Origin of the sequence: Exiguobacterium aurantiacum (genome assembly GCF_001766415.1) — a bacterium.
Taxonomy (GTDB): domain Bacteria; phylum Bacillota; class Bacilli; order Exiguobacteriales; family Exiguobacteriaceae; genus Exiguobacterium; species Exiguobacterium aurantiacum_A.
On sequence record NZ_MKXO01000002.1, the window covers coordinates 124,469 to 140,829 of the forward strand.

Below are 16,361 nucleotides of genomic sequence, written 5' to 3' on the forward strand. Positions count from 1 at the left end.
CAAAACTAATATAATACAGGAGGAATAACAATGAATGAACAACGCATGCAACTCGAGAAGGTTTTTCAGTCGGAACGGTTTGACGGGGTCGAGCGTCCGTACGGAGTCGACGACGTCATGAAGCTTCGTGGATCGGTCTTGATCGAACATACGCTCGCGACGAAAGGGTCGGAACGTCTGTGGGACCTGCTCCACAAACGGGATTACGTCCACGCGCTCGGGGCGCTCACCGGAAATCAGGCGATCCAACAAGTGAAGGCGGGGCTTGAGGCCATCTACTTAAGCGGCTGGCAAGTCGCCGCTGATGCGAACTTATCAGGGCATATGTATCCGGACCAAAGCCTGTACCCGGCCAACTCGGTACCGAGCGTCGTCAAGCGAATCAATCAGGCGCTGCAACGGGCCGATCAGATTCAAACGGCGGAAGGGAAAGGGGATACGCACTGGTTCGCGCCGATCGTCGCCGATATGGAAGCTGGGTTCGGCGGTGTGCTCAACGTCTTCGAGCTGACGAAAGCGATGATCGAGTCTGGTGCGGCCGGTGTCCACTTAGAAGACCAGCTGTCTTCGGAGAAAAAGTGTGGTCACCTCGGCGGTAAAGTATTGCTCCCGACGCAAACGGCTGTGAAAAACTTGATCGCGGCGCGCCTAGCAGCAGACGTCATGGGCGTATCGACGATCATCGTCGCCCGGACGGACGCGCATGCGGCCAACTTGATCACAAGTGACATCGACCCGATTGACCATCCGTTCATCGTCGGCGACCGGACGCCGGAAGGCTTCTACCGGACCGAGGCCGGCATCGAGCAGGCGATCGCCCGCGGTCTCGCCTATGCGCCTTACGCCGATCTCGTCTGGTGCGAGACGTCGGAACCGGACTTGCAAGAAGCACGCCAGTTCGCGGACGCAATCCATGCGAAGTATCCTGGAAAAATGCTCGCCTACAACTGTTCGCCTTCGTTCAACTGGAAGAAGAAGCTGTCTGACGACGAGATCGCGACGTTCCAACAAGAGATCGGGGCGATGGGCTACAAGTTCCAATTCGTCACACTCGCCGGGTTCCATTCGCTCAACTTCGGCATGTTCGAGCTCGCCCGCGGCTATAAAGATCGTGGGATGGCAGCATATTCTGAGTTACAACAAGCCGAATTTGCGGCCGAACAACACGGCTACACGGCGACGCGCCATCAGCGTGAAGTCGGCACCGGCTACTTCGATGAAGTCTCACTCGTCATCTCGAGCGGACAGTCGTCGACGACCGCGCTCGCTGGATCGACCGAGGCGGAACAGTTTGAAACGCCATCACATTGACGAACGCCCCTTGAAAAAGGGGCTTTTTTTGTGTGTCTAAATATGGAACGAGTCGATTTTAGTTGCTTAAATGTGACGTATTTCACATTTTTAAAGTTGAACGCTTGCTACGCTGAACATGTCAAAACGAACATGGAGGTTATGACAGATGACACAAACATTCACGAGCGACACGCACGTATCTGAAATCGTCAAGCAATGCCCGCAAGCAGCAGACATTTTTAAACGGAATCGAATCGATTTTTGTTGCGGCGGCAATCGACCGCTCGCTGAAGCGACAGACAAGTCGAAACGATCGACGGAAGATATTTTAGAAGAAGTCAACGCGCTCTATCGACGCAAACAGGAGATGAACGAAACGAGCATCGATTGGGATGCAGCTTCGTCTTCGGAATTGATTGAGCATATTATTTATAAGCATCACCAATTTTTGACGGATGAATTGCCACAGCTCACACCATATGTGACGAAAGTATTCCGCGTGCATGGACAAAACCATCCACACCTTGGACGCATCCATCAGTTGTTCAATCAATTGAAAGTGGAACTTGAACAGCATATCGTCAAAGAAGAGATGGAAGACTTCCCGATGTTGCTTCGACATGAGTCGGCACCGACGGCTGAGACGGAACGTGAGATTATGACCATTTTAGAAGCGCTCGAGTCGGAACATGCAGCGGCCGGTGACATTTTGAAAGAACTTCGTCACATTACGAACGACTATACGCCGCCTGAAGGTGCGTGTGGGACGTATCGACTCGTCTACCAACGTCTAGAGGCACTAGAATCAGATACGTTCGAACACATTCACCTTGAGAACAATGTTTTGTTCCCGCGTGCACGTACGCTTGTCTGACAGATACAATTTACACCTCCATCACGTGGAGGTGTATTTTTGTGACATTTGATACAGAAGGAACGCGAGTCAATCGCTACGATAAAGGAGAAGCAAAGGAGTGATCAATCATGAAGCGGGTGAGTGGAGTCATCGTCGGGGTAGCGGTCGTCCTGTTATTGAGTCAAATCTGGTCAAGTCCTTCTGGCGCCCATGACGAGACCGTGACGATTTTAGCGGCGGCGAGTTTAGGACCAGTCCTAGAGCATGTGGAACGACAACTTGAAGCCGAACTCGGCGACGTCGACATCCGCGTCGTCACGAACGGGAGTGGCGCCTTACGATCCCAAATCAATCACGGGTCTCCGGCTGACATCTTTTTAGCCGCTAGTGAGGAGGATGTCGACAAGTTGCAGGTGCCCGTGTTAGACCGGGATGCGTTCTTGAAAAACGAGTTGTGGTTTGTGACCCCAAAGGGAAAAAGTTGCACGAGTGAGTGGCAGGAATTGGAGTTGTGCGCCCGAATCGTCATTGGAGACCCGGTGAACGTTCCGGCAGGCCGTTATGCGAAAACGGCGTTGGATGAAGCGGAAGTATGGGGACAGGTGAAATCTCGGATTATCTTTGCCCAAAACGTGAGACAAGTGCTTACGCTCGTCGAGCAAGGGGATGCGAATGGGGGATTCGTGTATAAAACAGAGCTGACAGAAGGTGTCGCAGCGATTCAAGCCGTCTCGCTTGAAGCGACCGGCATCATCTCCTATCCGGCTGTCCGTTTGACGCATGGTCCATATGTGCGTGACGTATATGAGCGTTTATTCGATGACGATATTCAAGCGATTTTTTTAGCAAAGGGGTTTTCTAAATGACGCAGTCCCCACTGCAACTTACTTTCGAAGTCGGGTTTATCGCGACGATGCTTGCCTTCGTCCTCGCGTTCGGGGCCGCCTATCTCATGCATCATCGCCAGTTTAAAGGGAAATGGTTGCTCGAGACGCTATTTTTATTGCCGCTCATCTTGCCGCCGACCGTGATTGGTTTATACGCGTTGATCGTTCTTGGCAACAACGGGATCGGTGGACTGTTGCCGGTTACCATCTTGTTCACGAAACAAGCGAACATCATCGCCGCCGCCTTGGCGGCTTTCCCGCTCGTCTACCAGACGATTCGGCTCGGGTTAAAACAGTTGGATGCGGAATGGTACGAGGCCGGTCGCGTGCTCGGTGGAACGGAACGTCAACTGTTCACGTATGTCACGATTCCGCTTCTTTTACCCGCTTTGACGAGCGGATTCGTCCTCGGATTTGCCCGTTCGATCGGGGAATTTGGTATCACGATGATGATTGCTGGGAATATTCCGGGCGAGACGATGACGCTCGCCACGGCGATTTATATGGCCACGTTAAACGGGGACATGACCCAAGCGCTCATTTGGAGCGGATGGTTGGTCGGCCTGGCGTTTTTAGTCTTGTGGCTGAGCGAACGTTACGGAAAGCGTCAATATTAGTCGAGCACGTCGACTTTTTTCACATAAGATCGGTTCGGAGTGTTGAGAATGCTCGGACCGGTCTTTTTCCAAATATGAACGTGATCGCCGACCTCGATCTGTTCGAACGTTGCCTTCACTTGAAATTTGAACCAGCTCACGTTTTCAGGTTCGGCTCGTGCGAACAACGCATCAGCGGTCAGTTTTGCCTCTTCCGCACTGATGCCGCTGATGATGAGGGCGGTGCGGTCAGATTCATTCACTTCGATCACATAGCCTTCGACGTCCGGTTCGGTCGTCGCCCGGTTGGCGAAGACGAAACCGATGGAAAAGACGACGAGCATGGCCGTGATGGTCAGAAACAAAAATATTTTAATAGAAGATTTCATAGCGTGCGCCTCCTTCGTTCATTATTCTGTCACGTCTCGAATCGCTTATCTGTGAAAAAAGTAACAGTTAAGTCTAGATGTCATCTTTATGATGAAACTATGAAGTCGTTCGGAAAGAGAAGGGGGAACACATATGACTGATCGTCATTTTTATTCGACCGCCGCGAAGTGGTCGTTCGTAGGATTTACCGTCTTGGTGCTCTCGACGTGGGTTGCCTCGGCAGGATTTGAACATGTGGATATGGCGTTGTTTGGTTATTACATTGCGGCCGTCATCTGTATGATCGGGATGGTCGTCCGGTTGACGTTATTCTTTGCCCGGCCGGCCACCTCGCAAGTGTTGAAGCGAAGTCTCAAACAGATGAAATCAGAAAAGAAGCGTGCCAGTAAAGCGATCGCCGCGACGACGGTCAACAACATCGTCTTGCAGAAATTTATTTGGGAGCGTGGATGGTACCGCTGGACCCAGCATATGTTAATCGCTTGGGGATGCCTCGGATCGTTCGCCATCACGTTCGGTTTGACGTTCCAATGGATGCGTTTTGATTTGATCGACATCGAGACGTATCAAATCGTCGTCTTTAATATTCCGACGATCAAGATGGCCGCTCACGGGCTGTTCGCCGAGATGGTCTATAACGGCTTGAACATCACCGCGCTCATGCTTTTAGTCGGGGTGCTCATGGCGCTTTATCGCCGCATCAACGATCAAGACGTAAAAGTGACACAGCGGTTCGAGTTTGATATCTTGCCGCTCCTCATGTTGCTCATCGTCACTGTATCGGGTTTGTTATTAACTGTTTCGTACGTGTTCTTCGGTGGATTCATCCATCATGAGCTCGCCTTGTTCCATCAATTGACGGTCATCATCTTTTTATGTTACTTCCCGTTCGGCAAGCTGTTTCACTTACCGGTCCGCCCGATGGCTGCTAGTGTACCGATGAACTATCGGGAAGTCGAAGCGGACGAGACACGCGTCTGTGCCGGATGTGGCACACGCTATGCGACGGACAATCAAGTCGAGGACGTCCAGGCCATCCTACAAGCGCAGACAATCCAGCTCGGCTTGCAAGATGGGACACAACTGTCTGACTATTGCCAACCGTGTCGCCGTTCGATGCGCGTGAAGATGCAGTTGAATTTAATGAACGGTCAGTTGCCGACACACCCGGTCGATACGAACACGGGCATGTCGATGCCGGGATTCGGGCGCCCAAAGGAGACGAAAGATGAGACACCTGTGCGTTAAATGCGGAGAACCGATGGGTACGCATGAAGAGATCGAACAAGTGAAACAATTGCTCGAAGGGTCGGATCAACTCGTGAAAGTAGACGAGGCACACACGGTCCAAGATCTCTGTCATGCCTGTCGTCGTCGGGCCCGTCTCGATTCGGCGTTAGGGCGGTCTGGAAGTGATGGAATGCATTATCCGCTTCAAACGATCAACGGCTATCACGTCAGTGGATTTTCAAAACGAAGAGCGGAAACGTTCTATGGAGGGGAAGACGATGAGTGACTTTTTAACGTCGCCAGAAGTACAAAATTTAATCAAACCGGGCGAGAAATTGATTACGACCCATTGTTGCTACTGCGGGATGCAGTGCGGCATGCACATTCGCGTCGATGAGAAGACAGGGGCCGTAAAAGGGGTTGAACCCCGCTATGATTTTCCGGTCAACAAAGGAAAGCTTTGTCCGAAAGGGGTCACTGCCTATCAGACGATCGAGCACCCAGACCGCATTTTGACACCACTCATCAAACGGAACGGAAAGTTCGAACAAGCGACATGGGAAGAAGCGCTCGACGTGATTGAAGAGAACTTCAAACGGATCCAACGGGAGCATGGAAAAGATGCGGTTTCCGTCTTCGGTGGTGTCTCGATGACGAACGAGAAGTGTTACCTCGTCGGGAAGTATGCTCGCGTAGCGCTCGGGACACGGTTCATCGACTATAACGGACGTTTCTGTATGTCGTCGGCTGCCGGCGGATTTTTGAAGACGCTCGGGATCGACCGCGGGGCGACGCTGCCGTGGACCGAGTTTGAGCACGTCGACACGTTCTTCGTCGCCGGTTCGAACATCGCCGAATGTCATCCGACGACGACGCAACATATTTGGAAAGCAAAAGATAAAGGGGCCAAGATCATCGTGGCCGACCCGCGCGAGATTCCGATGGCACGCGTGGCCGACGTCCACCTCGATTTGAAACCGGGAACGGATGCGGCGCTCGCGATGGGGTTGCTCAACTTCCTCGTCGAACACGACTACGTCGATCAAGCTTACGTAGACGAACGCTGCGATAACTACGAAGAGTTGAAGGCGTCCGTCCGGGACTGGTCGCTCGAACGAACGAGCGAAGTGACTGGGGTCGCGATCGAAAAAATTGAAAAAGCTGGTCATATTTATGGGAAGAGCCCACGATCAGTCATGTTGTTCGCTCGTGGTGTCGAGCAACAGTCAAAAGGGGTCGACAACGTATCGCTCTACACATCGATGGCACTTCTGCGTGGCATGATCGGGAAATTCGCCTCTGGCGTTGCGACGATGACCGGACAAGGCAACGGACAAGGTGGGCGCGAGCACGGACAAAAAGCCGACTTGTTGCCAGGATACCGCAAACTCACCGACCCGAAAGCGGTCGAATATGTGAGCGGGGTCTGGGGCATCGATCCTTCCGAAATGCCGAAACCAGGCGTTTCCGCGTTCGAGATGTTTGATGAAATTCAAGCTGGGACGATTCGAGCGATGCATCTCATGTGCTCGAACCCGGCCGTGTCGGCACCGAACCTTCCATACGTCTGGGACAGTTTCAACAAGCTTGACTTCTTCGTCGTCAGTGACTTCTTCATGTCTGAATCTTGTGAGTTCGCGGACGTCGTGTTGCCTGCTTGTTCTTGGGCGGAAGATGAAGGGACGACAACGAATTTAGAAGGACGAGTGATTCGGATTCGAAAAGTCCGTGAGCCGCTCGGAGAGTCGCTCCCAGATTGGGAAATCATGAAACGAATCGCTGAACGAATGGGCCGTGGACAATACTTCCCGTACGAAACGCCGCTTGAGATTTGGGAAGAGTTTCGGATCGCCACGAAAGGCGGACCGGCTGATTATTCCGGTATCACGTGGGATCGGATCGACAACGAATACGGCGTGTTCTGGCCGTGTCCGTCCGAAGATCATCCTGGTACACCGACGATGTTCAAAGAGCGCTTTGGGACGGCGAACGGGAAGGCGAATCTACCGGTCGTCACGTATCGTCCGGCGGGAGAATACGCGAATGAAGAATATCCGGTCACGCTCACGACAGGTCGGGTCGTCTTCCACTACCTTACGGGGAACCAGACACGACGCATCGATTTCTTGAGCACGATGTCAAAACTGCCGTTCGTTGAGATTCATCCTGAGCTCGCATCAAGCTATGGTCTTCAAACGGGCGACAAAGTCGAATTGAAGACACGCCGCGGCTCCATGATCGTCGAAGCACGTTTAACAAAAGCGATTCGAAAAGACACGGTCTTCGTCCCTTACCACTGGGGCAAAGAGCTCGCGATCAACCAATTGACGAATCCGTGCCTTGACCCGATGTCACGCATGCCCGAATTCAAAGTATGTGCGGTTAAAATGAAAAAATTGCCGGCTAACACCCCGCTGCACGTTAACCCGTTGACGGTTCCACTCGGTTCGAGCGTGCCGTTCATGGCGGACCATGCGATTGCGACGAGCTGTCACATCATGGATGAGGAGGTTCCTACAAAATGAATAAGGTCATGTATTTAGAATTTGAACGCTGTATCGGCTGTCGGGCCTGTCAAGCTGCTTGTCGGGAATGCGGGGACCACGATGGGCTCGAGCGGAACTACGTTGACTACATCGATTTCTCGGAGAGCCGTCAGACTTTCCCGATGATCTGCATGCAATGTAAAAATCCGGCCTGTGCCCAGGTCTGCCCGGCCAATGCGATTCAAATCACTCCAGAAGGCGTCGTGTTGTCCGCTTCGGAAGAAAAATGTATCGGCTGCCGCAACTGTACGTTCGCCTGCCCGTTCGGGATTCCGAAGTTCGATTTTGAGAAGAACAAGATGTACAAGTGTGACATGTGCTATGACCGCTCAAAACATGATATCGCGCCGATGTGTGCGTCTGTTTGTCCGTCGGATGCGATTCGCTTCATCGATCATGACGAGATGATGCAATTGCGCCGCCAGCGCGTGCAAATGAACATGATTGAAGGGAAAAAACCATCCCAAGACGATAAGTGGAATTACGTCCCTGAATTCTTTGGCGTCTATTCCGACTGAGGAAGAAAGGAAGATGACTTATGTCAAAAGAACCAAAAGACCGGGAACGCTTATCCGGACTCGTTGATAACTTGAGCCGAGCTGACGATGTGAAATTGAATCGCCGCGCGTTCATCAAGTCGACGTTCGGTGCCGGCATCGCGCTCGGTCTCGCGACAATCCCGTTCAATATCGCAACTTTCGTCCGCAGCGAGCCGAGAACCGACCGTCAGTTCATCACGACGGTCGAGGCGCTCGAACAGGGAAAATCGCTTGAATTCGAATATCCGGGGACGGAACCGTCACTTCTCGTCCATTTGAAGACCGGCGAGTTTGTCGCCTATAATAATAAATGTACGCATTTGCAGTGTCCGGTGTTCTATGTGGAAGAAGAAGACGTGCTCTTATGTCCATGCCACCGCGGTTATTTTAGTGTCGACGGTCAACCGCAGTCAGGACCGCCACAGCGAGAACTTCCTAAAATCTTGCTTGAGATCGAGAACGGGAAGATCTTTGCGGTCGGAAGAGAGATTCATCATGGGGCCTAAAGTATGGAGTTTAATCGGTCTTGTCATTTTATTGGCAACGAATATGGTTCTATTTCAATATACAATCGAAAGCTATATGGTGTACGACCACGCCTCGATGCGTCTATTCATGAGCATCGCCATTATAAATGTCGGCTTGATTATATTGTTATATCGATATTGGAAGAAAATTGAATATAGTGATAAATAATAACCTGCCCTTTGAAGCGCTTCCAAATGTTGATTGCGTTTCAAAGGTATTTGTGTTTAAAATGAAGTCAAGCTTCTAAATTGCACAGGTTTTTTTTAGGAAGGTCGGTGGAAATGACTCACTCTAGTAAAACGATGGTGCTCGATGAAACGAAAAAATTGGCCCATCGGATCATCCATGTTCCAAAAAATGGTTTCTTGTTTCGGGAGCAGGAGGATGCGTCTGAATTTTATATTGTAAAAAGCGGGCTGATCCAAATCTCGAAATTGACCGAGAACGGGAAAGAGTTGACGTTACGTTGTTTGAGTGCGGAGGCTTGTTGCGGAGAATTGACGCTGTTCGCGATCGAACCAAGATATTTATTCAACGCGAAAGCGTTAGAGGATAGCGAGATTTATGCCGTCAAAATTGACCGGATTGAAACGATGATTTTATCGTCAAATCCTGAGTTTGTTCGCGAGTTCATGATTATGATCAATGAACATATGCGGAAACAACATACAAAATTCCGAGACTTAGTATTGAACGGGAAAAAGGGAGCGCTCTACTCGACGCTCATTCGAATGGCGAACAGTTATGGGGTTGAAGTGGAAGATGGAATTCTCATCGATTTGAAACTCAAAAACCAAGAGCTCGCCAACTATTGCGGCACATCGCGTGAACGCGTGAACCGTATGTTGAACGAGCTCGCGCAAGACGGCGTCATCTCGTTGCCGTCTCGTCAAATCATCATCCATGACCTAGCACGGTTAAAGCTACTCAACCATTGTGAAGACTGTCCCGTCTCGGTCTGTGTCATCGATTGATCACATGACGGCGGCAAGCGCTAGCTCGCCTTCGAAATGTTCTAATCCGTCGGCCTCGATTGTGCAGGCCGATACATAAAACGCACCGTCTTCAACCAGTTCGTAAGACCGGAGTACACCTTCGGCAAGTTTGACGCCGTTTGCGCGGACCTCAACGACGACGCCTTCCATCGAACGGACACGGGCGGCTGCTAAAAAGTCTAGCCAGCGTTTGAACTGGCGGTAGACGGTTACCGTCGTTCCGTCTCTTAAATAGCCAATGACAGCTTTTGAATCCTCAATCGTTACGTCGTGGTGGGTATCGATTCGAACGAGCAAGTTGTGAAGCGCCTCTAGCTCTTCCATCGGGCTTTCGAGTGGAAACGTCAGCTCGATCCCGTCCTCTGTAAACGTAGCTTCGGCAATCGACGTGCCGAAGACACGAAACACGTGGGCACCGTCTTGACTATAGAAATATGGTTGCAGCGCCAGTCGAACCTCTGGTGTGCATTGAATTTGAATCAGATGTGACATCTTCATCCCTCCTCTATTCCTTATCGTAAGGAATTGGGGAGGGATTTTCTGTGTTCAATGTCACAGAAACAAAAAGAAGAAGATATTGTCACAGATTGATGACAGGGCAATTAAAACTATCAAAATGCGAAATAAGTGTGAAAGAAGGCACACTTTTTTTATAGGGGGGTCGATAGGATGGGATTAGGGTACGAATTGAACCGTTAAGAGGAGGAATAGACAATGCAACAATTAGACAAAGGATCGCACGCGCTCGCCGAGTGGACGCCAGAGGATGCAGGGTTTTGGGAAGGGACGGGAAAACAAGTCGCCAATCGGAACTTGCTCGTCTCCGTTCCGGCATTGACACTCGCGTTTATCGTCTGGCAGATGTGGTCGGTCGCGGCCGTTCAATTGAATTCAATCGGGTTTAGCTTTACACAAGGTCAGTTGTTCACACTGGCCGCACTACCTGGACTCGTCGGGGCGACGTTGCGCTTTTTCTATACGTTTGCGAACAGTATATTCGGCGGAAGGAACTGGACGATCTTCTCGACGTCGGTGCTGTTGTTGCCGCTTCTCGGCATCGCTTACGCTGTCCAGAACGTGAACACACCTTATTGGGTATTCATGATTTTAGCCGCCCTCTGTGGCCTCGGAGGTGGGAATTTCTCTTCTTCAAACGCTAACATTGGTGCGTTTTATCCGAAAGCGAAAAAAGGAACGGCGCTTGGCATTAACGGAGGTATCGGAAACTTGGGTGTCTCGCTCGTTCAATTGATCACTCCGCTCGTCATTACGACAAGTATTTTCGGGTTCATCGGCGGGAACGCGCTTGTGACGGAGACTGGTCAACAGATTTGGCTACAAAACGCCGCGCTCCTCTGGGTCGTCCCGACGATTGTGTTGGCTCTCTGTGCGTATTGGTTTATGGATAATTTACCGACCGCACGCCAGTCGCTCCGTGATCAGGCGAGTGTATTCAAAGAAAAGCATTTTTGGATTCAAACGTTGCTCTATACCGCTGCATTCGGCTCGTTCATCGGCTATGCGGCAGCATTCCCGATGATTTTAAAGTTGAAATTCCCTGAATCGGATTTGATGGCGCTCGCGTTTCTAGGAGCGTTCCTCGGCGCATCTTCGCGCCCGTTTGGAGGCTGGATTAGCGACAAGGTCGGAGCGGCCAAGGTGACGCTCGTCGTGTTCGGTATCATGGCGCTCGGGACGATATCGGTCATCATGGCCATCACGAACAACAACTTGACAATGTTCTTCTTGTCGTTCGTCGTCTTGTTCATTGCGACCGGCCTCAACTCAGGTGCGACGTTCGCGATGATCCCACACGTGTTCGTGGCGACGAAAACACCAGCCGTTGTCGGGTTCTCGGCAGCGTTCGCGGCATATGGAGCGTTCTTCATTCCGAAGATGTTCGGTTGGTCGCTTGAACTCGTCGGCTCATTCAACGGTGCGCTGTTCGTCATGCTCGGACTTTATGCGATTTCGATCGCGACCACGATTTACTACTACTTGCGAAACGGGGCTGAAAAACCGATTCGCTGACAACCGAGGAAGGGACTTTGATAGTCCCTTCTGTCGTTGATTGACAGAGAGGATGAATCATGATGACACCATGGACTGATCGACGGAGACGACCGTTAGAAGATTTACGCATCTCGGTCATTGATAAATGTAACTTCCGTTGCCGCTATTGTATGCCGGAAGAGGCGTTCCGCCACCATCAATTCTTAAAACGAGATGAGCTGTTGTCGTTTGACGAAATCGAGCGGTTCGTTCGCATCGTTGCGCCACATGGTGTGAGAAAAATTCGTTTGACTGGGGGCGAACCGCTGCTCAGGCCAAATCTTGATGAGTTGATTCGCCGCCTCCGCACCGTCACGACGATCGAGACGATCGGTTTGACGACGAACGGCGTCTACTTGGAGCGAATGGCTAAAGTATTGAAACAAGCCGGGCTCGACCGGGTTAACGTCAGTCTTGATGCCTTATCGCCCGAGACGTTCGGGATGATGAACGGTCGGGGCACGTCACCGGAGGCAGTCCTCCGTGGCATTGATGAGGCGAAACGGCAAGGTCTTGAAGTGAAAGTGAATATGGTCGTCAGAAAAGGTTGGAACGATCACGAAGTCGCGCCGATGGCCGCTTACTTCAAAGAGCGAAATATCACGCTCCGATACATCGAATTCATGGACGTCGGCACGGCGAACGAGTGGAACGTCGAGCATGTCGTTTCTTCTGAATCGATTCTCGAGGTGTTGAAACAACGAAATGGATTACTCGAACCACTTGCACCTGAATCACTAGGAGAAGTCGCACAACGTTACAGTTACACCGATGGAGCGCAAGTCGGTTTCATCTCATCGGTCAGTCAACCGTTCTGCGGGACGTGTACGCGAGGCCGCCTGTCGAGTGACGGTAAATGGTATACGTGTCTTTTCGCTGAAGACGGGACTGATATTCGTGAACTGCTCCGCAGCGGGGCGAGCGATGATCTCATCGCCATGACACTGAAGATGGTGTGGGAAGTACGCGACGACCGTTATTCAGAAGAGCGAACACGGACAGGGAATCGGACACGCAATCGTATTGAAATGAGTTATATCGGAGGATAGAGACATGCAAGCACACAATCACGCACATCAAAACATGAAGAGCGTCAAGGCAGCCATTTTAACGATTTCAGATACACGCACGCTCGATACGGACGTGTCTGGCGAACATATTTGCACGTTATTAAAAGAGAACGCGCACACGGTCACATATCGTGAGATCACAAAGGACGATGCGACAGAAATCGAAGCGGCCGTCAAACGAATGGTCGACGAAAACATGGACGTCATCTTGACGACCGGCGGTACGGGCATTACAAAACGTGACGTCACGATTGAAACGATCCGGCCGCTGCTCGACCGCGAAATGGTCGGCTTTGGTGAGTTGTTCCGTCATGTCAGCTTCACGGAAGACATCGGTCCGGCTGCGATGTTGTCACGGGCCTTGGCTGGACGCATTGGAAATACCATCATTTTCTCGATGCCAGGTTCACGCGGAGCCGTCGATTTGGCGATGACACGATTGATTTTACCTGAACTTTCGCACATCGTCTGGGAAGCGACGCGATGATTGGAATCGTCTTGGCAGGGGGCCGATCGCGCCGGTTCGGGTCTCCGAAATGGCAGGCCCGTTATCAAGGCGCATCGTTTGAAGAACGGGCCAGGCAGACGCTCGTCTCGACGACGACAGCACAATGGAGCGTCGTACCAGCCGGCATGGTGACCGACGATTATCAGCTTGAAGATACTTTCGAATGGCGAGGCATGGGACCGCTCGCCGGCATCGTCACCGTGATGCGTCAAAAGCCTGACGACTGGTACGCTGTCTGTGCGTGTGACACGCCGCTGCTTCCTTCAGAAGTATATGAGCGGCTCGCCTTAGAACGAGATGGTCGCCCGGTTGTCGCTGTTGCGGACGACAGACTGCATCCGCTCATCGCCTTGTATCCGCGGTCGATGTTACCACGATTTGAAGACGCGTTAAGACGAGGCGAGCGGGCGGTCATGCCTCATGTGGCAGCCGCGACGATCGTCACGTTTGATGAACGGGATTGGTTTAAAAACGTGAACACACCGAGCGATTATGCGGCGGTGCTACGGAAGGAAGTGGACTGATGGAGAAGGTATCGACGTTGTTTCGCAAACCGCTCGCAATCGATGAAGCGATATCACTCGTCCGAGAAGCGACGGGTGAGCCCGCAATAGAGACAGTCATGCTGCATGAGGCGAACGGACGTATTCTCGCGACGGACCTCATCGCGACGCATGACGTCCCAGCCTTTGATAAATCGCCGTATGACGGTTTTGCGGTCCGAGCTGTCGACTTGATGTCAGCGAGCCGTGACGAGCCGGTGACCTTGTCCGTTCAATACGTGCAAGGAGCGGGGCACGTCGGTCCACCGCTGTTAGACGGTCACGCCATCCGCATCATGACGGGTGCTAAAATCCCAGACGGGGCAGACGCGGTCGTCATGCTCGAAATCGTTCAGGCAGATGAACAACGAGTAACATTCAAACGTCCTGTCCGAGATAAAAACATCTCCTATCGTGGGGAAGACGTGGCGACCGGTGCTCATATCGTGAATCGTGGCACCCGTATCAACCCCGGCATCATTGCCTTGCTCGCGACATTCGGCTACGAGCGGGTCGAGGTGTTCACAAAACCGTGGATTACTGTGTTCGCGACAGGGGATGAACTCGCCGAACCAGGGCAGAGAAAAGCTGAGGGTCAAATTTACAATTCCAACGCCTATATGATTCTTGCTCAGATCGAGGCGCTCGGCGGGAGAGCGGTATATGGCGGGATTCTTCCCGATACGTTTCTCGCGACAAAACATGCGATTGAAGAGGCGCTACACACGAGTGACGCCATCGTCACGACGGGTGGAGTGTCGGTCGGAGATTTTGACTACTTACCGGACGTTTACGAAGCACTCGGTGCGTCTGTATTGTTCAACAAAGTCGGGATGCGCCCGGGGTCCGTCACGACGGTCGCGAACGTCGAAGGCCGATTGTTGTTCGGGTTATCCGGGAATCCGTCCGCTTGCTTCGTCGGTACGGAATTGTTTGTCGGGACATATATGAAGACGCTATATGGACAAGCCGAGCGTACGGTCGTACAGGCGGAACTCGGTGTTGATTTTTCGAAACCGAATCCGTTCGACCGGTTCGTACGTGCCCATGTGACGATTGATTCGACCGGACACGCGGTCGTTCATCCGAGCGGAAAAGATAAGTCGGGTATCGTCTCCTCACTCGCGTCATGTAACGCGTTGATCCATCTACCGGGCGGGACGAGAGGATTTCAGAAAGGGGACATGGTACGATGTCGAATCATCGATCAACTTTGACGATCTTGCAAGTGGTCGGCTATCAAAATAGCGGAAAGACATCGTTCGTTTCCGAACTGACAGAACGGTTGTCGGCGACGGGGCTCCGTGTCGGGGTGATCAAACACCACGGACATGGAGGGGCGCTCGACCTGCCAATGACTGACTCGCATCGCCACGCCCTAGCCGGAGCCGTGTTATCGAGTGTGATCAGTGAGAACGGGACGTTCATCGAGTGGGAAGCCGTCGACACGTTTGAATTACTCGTGAATTGGTATGAAGCGCACGTCGATGTGCTGCTCATTGAAGGCTACAAGCAGAAAAACTATCCGAAAGTGGTACTCGTTCGAGAAGGTTTTGAACAACCGGTCAACTTGACGAATGTGATCGCAATCGGTGATTCCGTGAAAGACCGGAATCGCTTGATGAGTTCGGTGGAAGGGTGGATGGCATATGAACTGGTATCAAGTGAATGAACGTCCCCTCGAGCCGATGGCACTCTACGAAGCGGTCCGGCACCGAAACGTCGGGGCCGTCGTCCTGTTTATCGGAACGGTAAGGGAGATGACCGGAACGAAACAGACCGAACTGCTCGAGTACGAATCCTACGTGCCGATGGCCGAGAAAATGCTCGAACAAATCGCGAAAGAAGTCGATGAGCGTTGGCCTGGCGCTTTAACTGCGATTCATCACCGAATTGGCCGGCTCGATATTTTGGAAGAAGCGGTCGTGATTGCGACAAGCTCGGCCCACCGCGCCGACGCTTACGAGGCGAACCGGTACGCAATCGAACGAATTAAGGAAATTGTCCCGATTTGGAAACGGGAGCACTGGACGGATGGCACGAAATGGATCGGAGATCAAAAAGAACAGCAGCCTGGACGCCCGGAAGGAGTGACGCTTAAATGATTAAAGTATTATGTTTTGCCCACGTGGCAGAAGAATTGTCAGTTCGATCTTATACAGTTCCCGCTCCGCAAACAATCGCTTCCCTGCGCAAAGGATTGTCGGACAGGGGCGTGTCGGGTGCAGAGCGTCTCATGTTCGCGGTCAACGAACGCTATGAGACTGACGAGTATGTGGTCGAGGCCGGCGACACGGTCGCTGTGATCCCGATGGTGAGTGGAGGGTGA

Annotated in this window: 21 protein-coding genes; 19 read left to right on the forward strand and 2 right to left on the reverse strand. The window is 52.0% G+C overall.

Annotated elements, in window-relative coordinates; genetic code table 11:
* Positions 1–30: 30 nt before the first annotated feature.
* The 4 genes from aceA to modB all read left to right on the forward strand — a co-directional run bounded on the left by aceA (position 31) and on the right by modB (position 3,653).
* Entirely contained in the window at positions 31–1,311 is a 1,281-nt protein-coding gene (gene aceA, locus BJU60_RS06505) for an isocitrate lyase (RefSeq protein ID WP_070328090.1), read from the forward strand.
* Between the two features lie 148 nt (positions 1,312–1,459).
* Positions 1,460–2,167, forward strand: coding sequence for an iron-sulfur cluster repair di-iron protein (ric, locus tag BJU60_RS06510; protein WP_070328091.1), 708 nt, complete (start codon positions 1,460–1,462; stop codon positions 2,165–2,167).
* 110 nt (positions 2,168–2,277) lie between these two features.
* Positions 2,278–3,015: a molybdate ABC transporter substrate-binding protein gene (gene modA, locus BJU60_RS06515; protein ID WP_070328092.1), complete on the forward strand. Its 738-nt coding sequence runs from the start codon at positions 2,278–2,280 to the stop codon at positions 3,013–3,015.
* Positions 3,012–3,653: a molybdate ABC transporter permease subunit gene (gene modB / locus BJU60_RS06520; protein ID WP_070328093.1), complete on the forward strand. Its 642-nt coding sequence runs from the start codon at positions 3,012–3,014 to the stop codon at positions 3,651–3,653. Before modA ends, modB begins: the two co-directional genes overlap by 4 nt.
* Here modB and BJU60_RS06525 read toward each other — a convergent pair.
* Positions 3,650–4,021 (reverse strand): DUF3221 domain-containing protein, encoded by a 372-nt coding sequence (locus BJU60_RS06525; RefSeq protein ID WP_070328094.1) that lies wholly within the window; start codon positions 4,019–4,021, stop codon positions 3,650–3,652. The two genes, modB and BJU60_RS06525, sit on opposite strands and share 4 nt — an antisense overlap.
* 133 nt (positions 4,022–4,154) lie before the next feature.
* Between BJU60_RS06525 and BJU60_RS06530 the strand changes: the two genes are divergently transcribed.
* The 7 genes from BJU60_RS06530 (at position 4,155) to BJU60_RS06560 (ending at position 9,839) form a co-directional block, all read left to right on the forward strand.
* On the forward strand, positions 4,155–5,270 hold the full coding sequence (locus BJU60_RS06530) for an MFS transporter (protein WP_070328095.1): 1,116 nt from the start codon (positions 4,155–4,157) through the stop codon (positions 5,268–5,270).
* Positions 5,271–5,283: 13 nt separating this feature from the next.
* Positions 5,284–5,538: a hypothetical protein gene (locus BJU60_RS06535; RefSeq protein ID WP_070328096.1), complete on the forward strand. Its 255-nt coding sequence runs from the start codon at positions 5,284–5,286 to the stop codon at positions 5,536–5,538.
* Positions 5,531–7,777: a molybdopterin oxidoreductase family protein gene (locus BJU60_RS06540; RefSeq protein WP_070328097.1), complete on the forward strand. Its 2,247-nt coding sequence runs from the start codon at positions 5,531–5,533 to the stop codon at positions 7,775–7,777. Before BJU60_RS06535 ends, BJU60_RS06540 begins: the two co-directional genes overlap by 8 nt.
* Positions 7,774–8,316 carry a 4Fe-4S dicluster domain-containing protein gene (locus BJU60_RS06545; RefSeq protein WP_070328098.1) on the forward strand — a complete coding sequence of 181 codons (543 nt, stop codon included), beginning with the start codon at positions 7,774–7,776 and terminating at the stop codon, positions 8,314–8,316. Before BJU60_RS06540 ends, BJU60_RS06545 begins: the two co-directional genes overlap by 4 nt.
* Before the next feature lie 20 nt (positions 8,317–8,336).
* On the forward strand, positions 8,337–8,843 hold the full coding sequence (locus tag BJU60_RS06550; protein ID WP_070328099.1) for a ubiquinol-cytochrome c reductase iron-sulfur subunit: 507 nt from the start codon (positions 8,337–8,339) through the stop codon (positions 8,841–8,843).
* Positions 8,833–9,033, forward strand: coding sequence for a hypothetical protein (locus BJU60_RS06555; protein ID WP_070328100.1), 201 nt, complete (start codon positions 8,833–8,835; stop codon positions 9,031–9,033). Before BJU60_RS06550 ends, BJU60_RS06555 begins: the two co-directional genes overlap by 11 nt.
* Positions 9,034–9,146: 113 nt before the next feature.
* Entirely contained in the window at positions 9,147–9,839 is a 693-nt protein-coding gene (locus tag BJU60_RS06560) for a Crp/Fnr family transcriptional regulator (protein ID WP_070328101.1), read from the forward strand.
* Here BJU60_RS06560 and BJU60_RS06565 read toward each other — a convergent pair whose 3' ends face one another.
* Positions 9,840–10,352, reverse strand: coding sequence for a hypothetical protein (locus BJU60_RS06565; protein WP_236633528.1), 513 nt, complete (start codon positions 10,350–10,352; stop codon positions 9,840–9,842).
* Between the two features lie 222 nt (positions 10,353–10,574).
* On the opposite strand from BJU60_RS06565, the gene BJU60_RS06570 reads away from it, so the two are divergent.
* The 8 genes from BJU60_RS06570 to BJU60_RS06605 are packed head-to-tail and all read left to right on the forward strand — an operon-like array spanning position 10,575 to position 16,361.
* Positions 10,575–11,891 carry an MFS transporter gene (locus tag BJU60_RS06570; RefSeq protein WP_070328103.1) on the forward strand — a complete coding sequence of 439 codons (1,317 nt, stop codon included), beginning with the start codon at positions 10,575–10,577 and terminating at the stop codon, positions 11,889–11,891.
* Positions 11,892–11,950: 59 nt separating this feature from the next.
* Entirely contained in the window at positions 11,951–12,961 is a 1,011-nt protein-coding gene (gene moaA, locus BJU60_RS06575; protein WP_083274039.1) for a GTP 3',8-cyclase MoaA, read from the forward strand.
* Between the two features lie 4 nt (positions 12,962–12,965).
* The gene (locus tag BJU60_RS06580; RefSeq protein ID WP_070328105.1) at positions 12,966–13,469 is read left to right on the forward strand and encodes a MogA/MoaB family molybdenum cofactor biosynthesis protein; all 504 of its coding nucleotides are present in this window, start codon (positions 12,966–12,968) and stop codon (positions 13,467–13,469) included.
* Positions 13,466–14,014 (forward strand): molybdenum cofactor guanylyltransferase, encoded by a 549-nt coding sequence (locus tag BJU60_RS06585; RefSeq protein WP_070328106.1) that lies wholly within the window; start codon positions 13,466–13,468, stop codon positions 14,012–14,014. The genes BJU60_RS06580 and BJU60_RS06585 overlap by 4 nt, the downstream gene beginning before the upstream one ends.
* On the forward strand, positions 14,014–15,249 hold the full coding sequence (locus tag BJU60_RS06590) for a molybdopterin molybdotransferase MoeA (RefSeq protein WP_141737229.1): 1,236 nt from the start codon (positions 14,014–14,016) through the stop codon (positions 15,247–15,249). The genes BJU60_RS06585 and BJU60_RS06590 overlap by 1 nt, the downstream gene beginning before the upstream one ends.
* On the forward strand, positions 15,225–15,704 hold the full coding sequence (gene mobB, locus BJU60_RS06595; protein ID WP_070328108.1) for a molybdopterin-guanine dinucleotide biosynthesis protein B: 480 nt from the start codon (positions 15,225–15,227) through the stop codon (positions 15,702–15,704). Before BJU60_RS06590 ends, mobB begins: the two co-directional genes overlap by 25 nt.
* Positions 15,682–16,137 carry a molybdenum cofactor biosynthesis protein MoaE gene (locus BJU60_RS06600; RefSeq protein ID WP_070328109.1) on the forward strand — a complete coding sequence of 152 codons (456 nt, stop codon included), beginning with the start codon at positions 15,682–15,684 and terminating at the stop codon, positions 16,135–16,137. Before mobB ends, BJU60_RS06600 begins: the two co-directional genes overlap by 23 nt.
* Positions 16,134–16,361: a MoaD/ThiS family protein gene (locus BJU60_RS06605; protein ID WP_035385838.1), complete on the forward strand. Its 228-nt coding sequence runs from the start codon at positions 16,134–16,136 to the stop codon at positions 16,359–16,361. The genes BJU60_RS06600 and BJU60_RS06605 overlap by 4 nt, the downstream gene beginning before the upstream one ends.

What these genes read in the sequence shown, in the direction of transcription:
- aceA (WP_070328090.1), top strand. Translation starts at nt 31, where the DNA reads ATGAATGAACAACGCATGCAACTCGAGAAGGTTTTTCAGTCGGAACGG.
- ric (WP_070328091.1), top strand. Translation starts at nt 1,460, where the DNA reads ATGACACAAACATTCACGAGCGACACGCACGTATCTGAAATCGTCAAG.
- modA (WP_070328092.1), top strand. Translation starts at nt 2,278, where the DNA reads ATGAAGCGGGTGAGTGGAGTCATCGTCGGGGTAGCGGTCGTCCTGTTA.
- modB (WP_070328093.1), top strand. Translation starts at nt 3,012, where the DNA reads ATGACGCAGTCCCCACTGCAACTTACTTTCGAAGTCGGGTTTATCGCG.
- BJU60_RS06525 (WP_070328094.1), bottom strand. Translation starts at nt 4,021, where the DNA reads ATGAAATCTTCTATTAAAATATTTTTGTTTCTGACCATCACGGCCATG.
- BJU60_RS06530 (WP_070328095.1), top strand. Translation starts at nt 4,155, where the DNA reads ATGACTGATCGTCATTTTTATTCGACCGCCGCGAAGTGGTCGTTCGTA.
- BJU60_RS06535 (WP_070328096.1), top strand. Translation starts at nt 5,284, where the DNA reads ATGGGTACGCATGAAGAGATCGAACAAGTGAAACAATTGCTCGAAGGG.
- BJU60_RS06540 (WP_070328097.1), top strand. Translation starts at nt 5,531, where the DNA reads ATGAGTGACTTTTTAACGTCGCCAGAAGTACAAAATTTAATCAAACCG.
- BJU60_RS06545 (WP_070328098.1), top strand. Translation starts at nt 7,774, where the DNA reads ATGAATAAGGTCATGTATTTAGAATTTGAACGCTGTATCGGCTGTCGG.
- BJU60_RS06550 (WP_070328099.1), top strand. Translation starts at nt 8,337, where the DNA reads ATGTCAAAAGAACCAAAAGACCGGGAACGCTTATCCGGACTCGTTGAT.
- BJU60_RS06555 (WP_070328100.1), top strand. Translation starts at nt 8,833, where the DNA reads ATGGGGCCTAAAGTATGGAGTTTAATCGGTCTTGTCATTTTATTGGCA.
- BJU60_RS06560 (WP_070328101.1), top strand. Translation starts at nt 9,147, where the DNA reads ATGACTCACTCTAGTAAAACGATGGTGCTCGATGAAACGAAAAAATTG.
- BJU60_RS06565 (WP_236633528.1), bottom strand. Translation starts at nt 10,352, where the DNA reads ATGTCACATCTGATTCAAATTCAATGCACACCAGAGGTTCGACTGGCG.
- BJU60_RS06570 (WP_070328103.1), top strand. Translation starts at nt 10,575, where the DNA reads ATGCAACAATTAGACAAAGGATCGCACGCGCTCGCCGAGTGGACGCCA.
- moaA (WP_083274039.1), top strand. Translation starts at nt 11,951, where the DNA reads ATGATGACACCATGGACTGATCGACGGAGACGACCGTTAGAAGATTTA.
- BJU60_RS06580 (WP_070328105.1), top strand. Translation starts at nt 12,966, where the DNA reads ATGCAAGCACACAATCACGCACATCAAAACATGAAGAGCGTCAAGGCA.
- BJU60_RS06585 (WP_070328106.1), top strand. Translation starts at nt 13,466, where the DNA reads ATGATTGGAATCGTCTTGGCAGGGGGCCGATCGCGCCGGTTCGGGTCT.
- BJU60_RS06590 (WP_141737229.1), top strand. Translation starts at nt 14,014, where the DNA reads ATGGAGAAGGTATCGACGTTGTTTCGCAAACCGCTCGCAATCGATGAA.
- mobB (WP_070328108.1), top strand. Translation starts at nt 15,225, where the DNA reads ATGTCGAATCATCGATCAACTTTGACGATCTTGCAAGTGGTCGGCTAT.
- BJU60_RS06600 (WP_070328109.1), top strand. Translation starts at nt 15,682, where the DNA reads ATGAACTGGTATCAAGTGAATGAACGTCCCCTCGAGCCGATGGCACTC.
- BJU60_RS06605 (WP_035385838.1), top strand. Translation starts at nt 16,134, where the DNA reads ATGATTAAAGTATTATGTTTTGCCCACGTGGCAGAAGAATTGTCAGTT.